6 protein-coding genes are annotated in these 10,097 nt (G+C 65.7%); 4 read left to right on the top strand and 2 right to left on the bottom strand.

What is annotated here, in order from left to right; all coding sequences use genetic code 11:
- Positions 1-2 precede the first annotated feature (2 nt).
- The 3 genes from glgX to treY are packed head-to-tail and all read left to right on the top strand — an operon-like array spanning position 3 to position 6,617.
- Complete coding sequence (gene glgX / locus AB5K84_RS12075; protein WP_011089508.1) at positions 3-2,081, top strand: glycogen debranching protein GlgX; 2,079 nt, start codon at positions 3-5, stop codon at positions 2,079-2,081.
- Entirely contained in the window at positions 2,078-3,829 is a 1,752-nt protein-coding gene (gene treZ, locus AB5K84_RS12070) for a malto-oligosyltrehalose trehalohydrolase (protein WP_011089509.1), read from the top strand. The genes glgX and treZ overlap by 4 nt, the downstream gene beginning before the upstream one ends.
- A 1-nt stretch (position 3,830) precedes the next feature.
- A complete protein-coding gene (gene treY / locus AB5K84_RS12065) occupies positions 3,831-6,617 on the top strand; it encodes a malto-oligosyltrehalose synthase (RefSeq protein WP_011089510.1) in 2,787 nt (928 codons plus the stop codon).
- 3 nt (positions 6,618-6,620) lie between these two features.
- Here the strand turns inward: treY and AB5K84_RS12060 are convergent, their stop codons facing one another.
- Complete coding sequence (locus AB5K84_RS12060) at positions 6,621-6,938, bottom strand: polyhydroxyalkanoic acid system family protein (RefSeq protein ID WP_038965696.1); 318 nt, start codon at positions 6,936-6,938, stop codon at positions 6,621-6,623.
- Between the two features lie 181 nt (positions 6,939-7,119).
- On the opposite strand from AB5K84_RS12060, the gene AB5K84_RS12055 reads away from it, so the two are divergent.
- On the top strand, positions 7,120-7,284 hold the full coding sequence (locus AB5K84_RS12055; RefSeq protein WP_007595743.1) for a DUF3309 family protein: 165 nt from the start codon (positions 7,120-7,122) through the stop codon (positions 7,282-7,284).
- 113 nt (positions 7,285-7,397) lie between these two features.
- On the opposite strand, the gene ligD is transcribed toward AB5K84_RS12055, so the two are convergent.
- On the bottom strand, positions 7,398-10,076 hold the full coding sequence (gene ligD / locus AB5K84_RS12050; RefSeq protein WP_011089512.1) for a DNA ligase D: 2,679 nt from the start codon (positions 10,074-10,076) through the stop codon (positions 7,398-7,400).
- Between the last annotated feature and the right edge of the window lie 21 nt (positions 10,077-10,097).

Here is a 10,097-nt window from a genome sequence, read left to right as displayed (position 1 = left end):
CGATGCGCCTGACTGCCGGATCGCCCGCACGCCTCGGCGCAAGCTGGGACGGACGCGGCACCAACTTCGCGCTGTTCTCGGCCAACGCGCAGAAGGTCGAGCTCTGCCTGTTCGACACGCAAGGCCGCCGCGAGCTCGAGCGCGTCGAATTGCCGGAACGGACCGAGGACGTCTGGCACGGCTATCTCAACGACGTCTCGCCGGGCCAGCTCTATGGCTATCGCGTACACGGCCCCTACGAGCCCGAGCACGGCCACCGCTTCAACGCCAACAAGCTGCTGCTCGATCCCTATGCCAAGCGGCTCTCCGGACGACTGGTCTGGAGCGATGCGCATTTCGCCTACCGCACCGGCAGCCCGCGCGAGGACCTGTCCTTCGACCGGCGCGACAATGCGCGCGGCATGCCCAAAGCCGTCGTGGTCGACGAGACCTTCAACTGGGGCCGGCGCGAGATCCGCCCCAACATCGCCTGGGAAGACACGATCATCTACGAGGCCCACGTCAAGGGCCTGACGCAGAAGCGCGACGACGTCCCGCCGAACTTGCGCGGCACCTATGGCGGCCTGTCGTCGCCGGCGATGATCGAGCATCTGAAGAAGCTTGGCGTCACCACGATCGAGCTGCTGCCGATCCACAGTTTCGTCGACGACCGCATATTGGTCGAGAAGAAGCTCGCCAATTACTGGGGCTACAACACGCTGTCCTTCTTCGCGCCCGAGCCCCGCTACGCCCAGGACAACGCGCTCGATTCCTTCCGCACCACGGTCGCGCGCCTGCACGATGCCGGCATCGAGGTGATGCTCGACGTCGTCTACAACCACACCGCCGAAGGCAACCACCTCGGCCCGACGCTGTGCTACCGCGGCATCGACAACGCCTCCTATTACTGGCTGAACCGCGAGAACCCGCGCTATTACGACGATTTCACCGGCTGCGGCTCGTCGGTGAACCTCACCCATCCGCGCGTGCTGCAGATGGTGATGGATTCCCTGCGCTACTGGGTCGAGGTATGCCATGTCGACGGCTTCCGCTTCGACCTCGCCACGACCCTCGCGCGCGGGCCCAACGGTTTTGATCGCGGCAGCTCGCTCCTGACCGCGATCCGGCAGGATCCGGTGCTGGCCGCCGTCAAGCTCGTCGCCGAGCCGTGGGACCTCGGGCTTGGCGGCTACCAGGTCGGGGCGTTCCCCTCGCAATGGTCGGAGTGGAATGACCGCTATCGCAGCGCCATGCGCCGCTACTGGAGCGGCGAAGGCAGCCTGATCGGCGACATCTCCAGCCGCATGACGGCATCGTCCGACCTGTTCAACCACGACGGACGTCGGCCGCGCGCCAGCATCAACCACATCACCGTGCATGATGGCTTCACGCTGGCCGACCTGTTCAGCTACAACGAGAAGCACAACGAGGCCAATGGCGAGGACAATCGCGACGGCTCCAACGACAACCACAGCAACAATTGCGGTGTCGAAGGGCCGACCGACGATCCCGGGATTCTCGGTCTGCGCCGCCAGCTTCGCAAGAACGTGCTGGCCTGCCTGATGCTGGCGCAGGGCGTTCCCCTGCTTCTCGCCGGCGACGAGGTCGGCAATTCGCAATCCGGCAACAACAACGCCTATTGCCAGGACAACGAGGTCGGCTGGGTCGGCTGGGGCAATCTCGGCAAGGACGGCGACGACATGGTCGATTTCGTCGCCGGTCTCGCCGACATCCGCCGCCGCTTCTCGCAGCTTCGCAGCCATCGCTGGCTCGACGGGCGCCCCAAAGACGGCCTCTCCTACGGCGCGCTGTGGCTGACGCCTGCCGGAGAGGAGATGACGGAGAACGACTGGAAATTCCCGGAAGGGCGGTTCCTCTCCTATGTGATGGGGCCGATGGAACCGGGCGGGGCCGCGATCTTTATCGTCCTGAACGCCGCTCCCGAAGAGATCGCATTCAAATTGCCCAAGATGACCGAATATAAGAGCTGGCAGCAGATCCTCAACACGACCGATGCCAAGCTGAACACGATCGACTTCCAGCCTGGAAGCGACAGCAAGGCGCCGCCGCGCTCCGTGCTCGCCTTCGCGGGGGCGCTATGAGGCCGTCCTTCGGCGCGAGGCCGACGAAGGAGGGCGTGTCGTTTCGCCTGTGGGCGCCCGGCGCGCGACGAGTCGATCTCCTGCTCGACCGAAGGCACGCGATGCAGCGCCGGCAGGACGGCTGGTATGTGGCCGAGATCGCCAGCCTGACCACCGGCAGTCCCTACAAGTTCAGGATCGATGACGAGATCGACGTGCCCGATCCGGCCTCCGCCTTCCAGCCCGAGGACGTGTTCGGCCCGAGCGAGGTGATCGATCACGACGCCTTCGCCTGGCGCGCGCGCGACTGGCGCGGCCGTCCCTGGGAAGAGACGGTGCTGATCGAGAGCCATGTCGGCACCTTCACAGCGGAAGGTACTTACCGCGCCATGATCGACAGGCTCGATCATCTCACAGCGACCGGCATCACCGCGCTTGAGCTGATGCCGCTGGCCGATTTCGCCGGCTACCGCGGCTGGGGCTATGACGGCGTGCTGTGGTATGCGCCCGACAGCGCTTACGGTCGGCCCGAGGACCTGAAGACGCTGATCGACGAGGCGCATCTGCGCGGGTTGATGGTGTTTCTCGACGTCGTCTACAATCATTTCGGCCCCGAAGGGAATTACCTCGGACGCTATGCGCCGAGCTTCTTCACCGACGCGCATACGCCCTGGGGCAGCGCCATCGACTATCGCCTGTCGCAGGTGCGGGCCTTTGCGGTCGAGAACGCACTGTCCTGGCTCAGCGATTATCGCTTCGACGGACTGCGACTCGATGCCGCCAACCACATCATGGCGCTGCCCGGCGAGCAGTCGATGCTGCAAGACCTCAGCGTCGCCGCCGGCGAGCTTGCCAAGGCCACGGGGCGGCACATCCATCTGGTGCTGGAGAACGGCGACAATCGCGCCAGCCTGCTTGACGCCGCGCAGGAGCCGCCGAACGGCAAATATCGCGCGCAGTGGAACGACGACTATCACCACGTCTGGCATGTGATGCTGACCGGCGAGCTCGCCGGCTACTATGCCGACTACCAGACACCGCGCATGGATCTCGCACGCGCGCTCGCCTCGGGCTTCGTCTACCAGGGCGAGATCTCGGAGTTCTGGGGCAAGAAGCCGCGCGGCGAGCCGAGCCGCGAGCTGCCGCCGGCGACCTTCGTCAACTTCCTGCAAAACCACGACCAGATCGGCAACCGTCCGCTCGGCGAGCGGCTCGAAAGCCTGGCATCGCCGCGGCAGATCGAAGCCGCGCTCGCAGTCACGCTGCTGGCGCCGATGGTGCCGATGCTGTTTCAGGGCGAGGAATGGGGCTCGAAGGTCCCCTTCCCGTTCTTTTGCGACTTCCAGGGCGGGCTGGCCGACGCCGTGCGCAAGGGACGCAGGCAGGAATATGCCTGGGCCTATGAGAAATACGGCGACGAGGTGCCCGACCCGCTCGATCCGGCAACACTGCAATCGGCCGTGCTCGATTGGGGCGGCCGCACGCCGGAGCAGGATGCGCGGCTGGCTCTGGTGCGTGACCTGCTCGCGCTCCGCCGCAAGGAGATCATGCCGCGGCTGAAAGGCGCGCGCTTCGGCGACGCCGAGGCGACCGATAGCGGCTTGCTCCGCGCGCATTGGCGCATGGGCGACGGCACGACGCTGCGCCTCGTCGCCAATCTCTCGGATCACGAGATCATTTCCACTGACAATGCGGGCACGCCGATCTGGGGCGGCGCGGCCGGCGATCGCCTTCCGCCCTGGTCGGTGGTCTGGCGCCTCGGAGGTTGACATGCCTCCGGCCATTCCTCTCGCGACCTACCGGCTTCAGCTCACCGCGGATTTCGACTTCGACAAGGCTGCCGCAGTGGTGCCTTATCTCAAATCGCTCGGAATCACGCATCTGTATGCCTCGCCGGTGATGAAGGCGCGCAAGGGCTCGACGCACGGCTACGACACCGTCGATCACAGCCAGTTCAATCCGGAGCTCGGCGGCGAGGCCGGCTTTGCGCGGCTGAGCGAGGCACTCGGCAGGAACGACCTCGGCCTCATCATCGACTTCGTGCCGAACCATGTCGGCGTGCACTTTGCCGACAATCCCTGGTGGCTTGACGTGCTGGAATGGGGACCGACTTCGCCGCACGCGGCCGCCTTCGATATCGACTGGGATCTGCTGCCCCACCGCGCCCGCGGCGGCGTGCTGCTGCCGATCCTCGGTTCGTCCTATGGCGAGGCGCTGGAGCGCGGCGACATCGAGCTGCGCTACGATGCCAGCGAAGGCAGCCTTTCTGCCTGGTATTTCGAGCATCGCCTGCCGATCGCCCCGGAGCGCTATGGCGAAATGCTGCGGATGCTCGTGAAGGAAGCCGATGCCGCCGAGACGGAGGCCGGCAAGCGCCTGCTCGCGCTCGCGGCCCGCTACACCGGCCTTCGCCGTCCCAACCGCAAGGAAGCCCCTGGCTTCAAGACGGAGCTGAAGGAGATCGCGGGCGCGGCCGACATCATCGCGAGCGGCCTTTCCGCCTATCGTGCGGCCAAGGATCGTCCGGCGCAGACGCTGGCGCTGCATCATCTGCTGGAGCGCCAGCACTACAAGCTCGGTCATTGGCGGCTCGCCTCCAGCGACATCAACTACCGCCGCTTCTTCGACGTCAACGGGCTCGCCGGCCTGCGCGTCGAGGACCCCGGCACATTCGCTGCCACGCACCGGCTGGTGAAGCAGCTCGTGGCCGACGGCAGGCTGCACGGCATCCGGCTCGATCACATCGACGGCCTGCGCGATCCCGCCCAGTACTGCCAGCGGCTGCGCCGGCTGGTGCGCGACGCGCAAGGCAACACCAAGCCGTTCTACACCGTGATCGAAAAGATCCTGTGCGAGCACGAGCACCTGCCGCATTTCGCCGGCATCCAGGGCACCACCGGCTATGAGTGGATGAACGTCATCACGCAAGTGCTGGTCGACGCCAAGGGGCTGGAGGCGCTGGACGAGACCTGGCGGCAAGTCAGCAATCGCCCACCGCGGCTTGCGCCTTACGTCAAGGAGGCCAAGCGGCGGGTGCTGGAGACGCTGCTCACCAGCGAATTCATCGTGCTGACGCGCCTGCTCGCACGCATTGCCAACGGGCATTACTCGACCCGCGACTTCTCGGCCGACAGCCTGCGGCAGGCGCTCGAGCTCTACGTGCTGCATTTCCCGGTCTATCGCACCTATCTCACGTCCGGCGCGCCTGCCGCGCACGATCGCAAGCTGATCGACGATACCATCGCGCGCGCCCGGGCAGAGTGGTTCGCCGCGGACGAGGGCATTTTCGATTTCCTGCGCGATGCCCTCACCATGGACCTGCTCAAGCCCGGCCGGCCCCCGCACAGTGCCCCACGCGTGCGCCGCTTCGCGCTAAAGGTGCAGCAGTTCACCGGGCCGGTGATGGCGAAGTCGCTGGAGGACACCGCGTTCTACCAATTCCACCGGCTGCTCGCGCTGAACGAGGTCGGCGGCGATCCCGCGAGCACCGGCCTTGCCATTCCCGCCTTCCACGAGGCCATGCGCGCGCGCGCCAAGGAATGGCCGCAAGGGATGACGGCAACCGCCACCCACGACACCAAGCGCGGCGAGGACGCCCGCGCCCGGATCGCAGCGCTCAGCGAAATTCCCGGCGAATGGACCAGCGCAGTTTCGCGCTGGAAGGTGCTGAACGCGCCGCATCTCGCGCTCCATGGCCATCTGCGCGCGCCGTCGGCGACGTTCGAATACATGCTCTACCAGACCCTGCTCGGCGCCTGGCCGCTTCAGACACCCGCGGACGCCGGCTTCGTCGAGCGCATCCAGGCCTATGCGCTGAAGGCCGCCCGCGAGGGCAAGGAAGAGACGAGCTGGCTCAACCCGCACGAGACCTACGAGACCGGACTACGAGACTTCGTCGCGAAGATCCTCGATCCCGCGCAGTCGCGCGAATTCCTGGAGGCGCTGCAAACCCTGGCGCGCCGCGTCGCGCTGCTCGGCGCGTTGAACTCGCTGAGCCAGCTCACCCTCAAGGCAACGCTGCCGGGCGTTCCTGACTTCTACCAGGGCACCGAATTCTGGGATCTGTCGCTGGTCGATCCCGACAACCGCCGTCCGGTGGATTTTTCCGCGCGGAATACGGCGCTTGGTTCGCTGTCCGGTCCGGATTGGAGCAGCCTTATCAAGACTTGGCCGGATGGCCAGCTCAAGCTGGCCTGGACGCGGCACCTCCTCAAGCTGCGCAACGAGCTCGCCGGCGTTTTTACGCAAGGCGACTACCAGTCGCTGGACGTCCATGGCGCGCACGCCGATCATGTCATCGCTTTCGCCCGTCGCCACGACCGCGCTGCGGCGATTGTCGTGGTCGGGCGATTGTTCGCGCCGTTTTCGCAAGGCGGCCGGGAATGGCCCGCGCTCGAAGGTTTTGACGCCACCATCGACATCACCGGCTACGCTGCGCCGGGACTTGCAGGCAACGAACTGCCGGTCGCGCAGGCTTTTCGTGATTTTCCCGCGGCCGTCATCGAGGCCCGTACAGCGGGCGCCATCAGGCCTGCGCGGCAGCGCGTGCGCGCCTGAAACTCACTTTCCCCCGTCCTTGGTCAGCAGCAACTGCCCGCGCTTGCGGATCGTCGCCTGCGCCATCTCGGCAAAGCGCTGCAACAGCCAGGGCAGCACGACTTGCACCTTGACCTGGTCGTCGGCGACGTCGACCTGGCCGGTGGCAATCTGCCCGAGTGCGCGGATGCGAAAGGTCATGCTGTCGCCGCTCCAGCGCTCCTCCTCCACCTGCATCACGGGAATGCTCGCCGCCGCGCGGCCAAGCCCGGACTTCAGCCGGCGCACCGCTTCCTCGCGGCCGAGACGATGGGGAATTGAAACGACAAGCGGTGCTGACATGGCCGTGCCCTACGCTGATTGAATCTCATTCATCATGCCGGCCCGAGCGGCAAAGGTTCCATGCAACTTGCACCTGTCGCCCCGTTTCAAAACCGGAACTTTAAAACCTGCGGCAAGTTGCCCCCGCACCAAAGGGACAGGTGCAAACGACCCTTTCAACAGAGGGCTGGAGGAGACTAGCATGTCTATCGGTACGATCATTCTGATCATTTTGGTCATCGCCCTGCTCGGCGGCTTCAGCGGCATCGGCGGCGGGCCGTTCTACGGCACCGGCTATTACGGCGGCGGCGGCCTCGGGCTCGTCATCGTCATCCTGCTGATCCTGCTGCTGCTCGGACGGATCTAGCCAAGTCGGTCATTCCGGGGCGCGCGCAAGCGCGAACCCGGAATCTCGCGCCGCAAACCTCTGGATTCCGGGTCTGCGCTTCGCGCAGCCCGGAATGACGTTTAAAAGAGCGACTACCTCATCTTCCCCGCAAGCTTCTTCATCGCGGCCTTGATCGACGCGGCCGCATCGTCATAGCCCTCCCACGCCTTGGAACGCGCCAGCAGGCCCGGCACCGTCCGCACCGTATATCGCTTCGGATCGAGATCGCCCTTCACCTGCGCCCAGGTGACAGGCATCGACACGGTCGCGCCGTCGCGGGCGCGGGGCGATAGCGGCGCCACCGCCGTCGCCAGGCGATCGTTGCGCAGATAGTCCAGAAAGATCTTTCCGTTGCGCAGCTTCTTGGACATGTTGAGCAGATAGCGCTCGGGCTCGTCATCCGCCATCCATCGGCAGATTCCTTGCGCGAACGCCTTGGCCTCCTTCCAGCTCACCTTGTCGCGCGCGCCGTGGAGCAGCGGCACCACCACATGCAGGCCCTTGCCGCCGGTGGTCTTGCAGAAGCTCTCCATGCCAACGTCAGTGAGCCGCTGCCGCATCTGCTTGGCCGCCTCGACGACATCGGCGAAACCGACATCAGGCGCGGGGTCGAGATCGAACACCAGCCGGCCCGGCGTGTCATAGGCATCCGGCGCACAGTTCCAGGGATGCAGCTCGAGGCCGCCGATCTGCGCGACCGCGGCAAGTCCCTCGACGCGATCGATCTGCAAATACGGCTTGCGATCGCCGGACACCTTGGCGAGCTCGAGCAGGTTCGAGGTGCCCTGCATGGCATGGCGCTGGAAGAATGTCTCGCCGCCGATGCCGTCGGGCGCGCGCAGGATCGAGCAAGGTCGCCCCTTCAGGTGCTCGATCATCCAGCCGCCGACCGCCTCGAAATAGCGCGCGAGATCGAGCTTGGTAACGCCCTCGCCGTCGCCGCCATCCGGCCACAGCTCCTTGTCCGGCTTCGAGATCACGACGCCCATGACCTCGGCAGCGCCGGCATCTTTCTTCTTTCCGGACTTCGCAGGAACGCGCTTTCCAGCAGACGGCCTGGCGAGCTCGGTATCGGCGGGCGTCTCCGCCTCGACCTCCTCGGCCGGCTTGTCCTGCCGCAGCCCCTTGAAGGCGGCCTGGCGAATGTTGCCGTCGGCGGTGAAGCCGGCGAACTCGATTTCGGCGACGAGCTCCGGCTTCAGCCAGTGCACGTCCCGCGTCTTCTTCGGCGCGTTCTTGCCGCTGAACGGGCTGTCCTTGGCCTCCATGGCTTTAAGGGACGGCATGATGCGCTTGACCGTGTCGGCGCCGAAGCCGGTACCGACCATGCCGACGAAGACGAGGTGATCGCCGCGATGCACACCGGCCATCAGCGAGCGGAATTTGCCGTTGGTGGTCTTCCAGCCGCCGATCACGACCTCATGGCCGGCGCGGCATTTGGCCTTGGTCCAGCTCTCCGTCCGTCCCGACCGGTACGGTGCGTCCAGCTTCTTCGACACCACGCCTTCAAGCTCGAGCTTGCAGGCCGATTGCAGCACGGCGTCGCCGCCGCTCTCGAAATGCTCGACATAGCGGATCTGGTTCGATTTCCGCTTTTGTGCCTCCAGCAGCTCCTTGAGCCGCGACTTACGCTCCCTGAGCGGAAGGCGGCGATAGTCGCGGCCTTCGGCGAACAGGAGATCGAAGGCAAAGAAGATGAGGTCCTCGGTCTTGCCATCCGACAGCGCGGCCTGGAGCGAGGAGAAGTTCGGCGCGCCGTTGTGGTCGAGCGCGACAATCTCGCCGTCGATCATGGCCTCCGGCAGCGAATTCGCCTCCTTCGCGATGGAGGCGAACTTGTCGGTCCAGTCGAGACCCTTGCGGGTCTTCAGCGTCGCCTTGCCATCCTCGATGCGAAGCTGCACGCGATAGCCGTCGAACTTGATCTCGTGGCACCAGCCGTCGCCGGCCGGCGGACGCTCGACCGGCGTGCAGAGCTGCGGCGCGACGAAATCCGGCATGTCCGCGACCGTCTTGGCGTTCGTAGCCGCCGTGGCACTCTTCTTTGCGGCCTTGTTTACGGTCTTGCCGGCCTTCAACGCGGCGCGTGGCGCCGGCGCGACGGTCCGCCCCTTCGTCTCCTCGACGCGGTTGGATTGCCACACTGCATCGGCCTTGCCCCTGGCACCCTTCGCCAGCATGAACGGCTTTGGCGCGCGGCCCTTGCCTTCGGCGATCTGCGCCATCGCGCGGCCGGAGGCGACTGACTTGTCCTCGGCAAGGATGTCCTCGCCCTCGCGGGCATATTCGTCGCGATGCTTGATCAGCAGCCAGTTGGTCCGCTTGCCGCCATCGCGATCGTTGCGCATGCGGACCAGCACCCAGCTTCCGTGCAGCTTTTCGCCGTGCAGCGTGAACTTCAGGTCGCCCTTCTTGAAACCACGCTCGGGATCATCGGCCTCCCAGGTGCCGCGGTCCCACAGCATAACCGTGCCGCCGCCATACTGCCCTTCCGGAATCGTTCCTTCGAAATCGCCATAGTCGAGCGGATGGTCCTCGACCTCGACCGCCAGCCGCTTGTCGTGCGGATCGAGCGAGGGGCCCTTCGTCACCGCCCAGGACTTGAACACGCCGTCGAACTCGAGGCGGAAATCGTAGTGCAGCCGGCTGGCGTCATGCTTCTGGATCACGAAGCGTCGCTGTTTCGAAGAGGCTACCGCGGCCTCGCCGGAGGGCTCAGGGGTCTTCTCGAAGTCCCGCTTCTGTCGATAGGTGGAGAGTTTTCGCAGCACGACCGGTCCCGCATCTCTTTC

Source organism: Bradyrhizobium sp. 1200_D9_N1_1 (assembly GCF_052075915.1).
Lineage (GTDB): Bacteria > Pseudomonadota > Alphaproteobacteria > Rhizobiales > Xanthobacteraceae > Bradyrhizobium > Bradyrhizobium diazoefficiens.
This window is presented reverse-complemented; position numbering and strand designations above follow the sequence as displayed.

What these genes read in the sequence shown, in the direction of transcription:
- glgX (WP_011089508.1), top strand. Translation starts at nt 3, where the DNA reads ATGCGCCTGACTGCCGGATCGCCCGCACGCCTCGGCGCAAGCTGGGAC.
- treZ (WP_011089509.1), top strand. Translation starts at nt 2,078, where the DNA reads ATGAGGCCGTCCTTCGGCGCGAGGCCGACGAAGGAGGGCGTGTCGTTT.
- treY (WP_011089510.1), top strand. Translation starts at nt 3,831, where the DNA reads ATGCCTCCGGCCATTCCTCTCGCGACCTACCGGCTTCAGCTCACCGCG.
- AB5K84_RS12060 (WP_038965696.1), bottom strand. Translation starts at nt 6,938, where the DNA reads ATGTCAGCACCGCTTGTCGTTTCAATTCCCCATCGTCTCGGCCGCGAG.
- AB5K84_RS12055 (WP_007595743.1), top strand. Translation starts at nt 7,120, where the DNA reads ATGTCTATCGGTACGATCATTCTGATCATTTTGGTCATCGCCCTGCTC.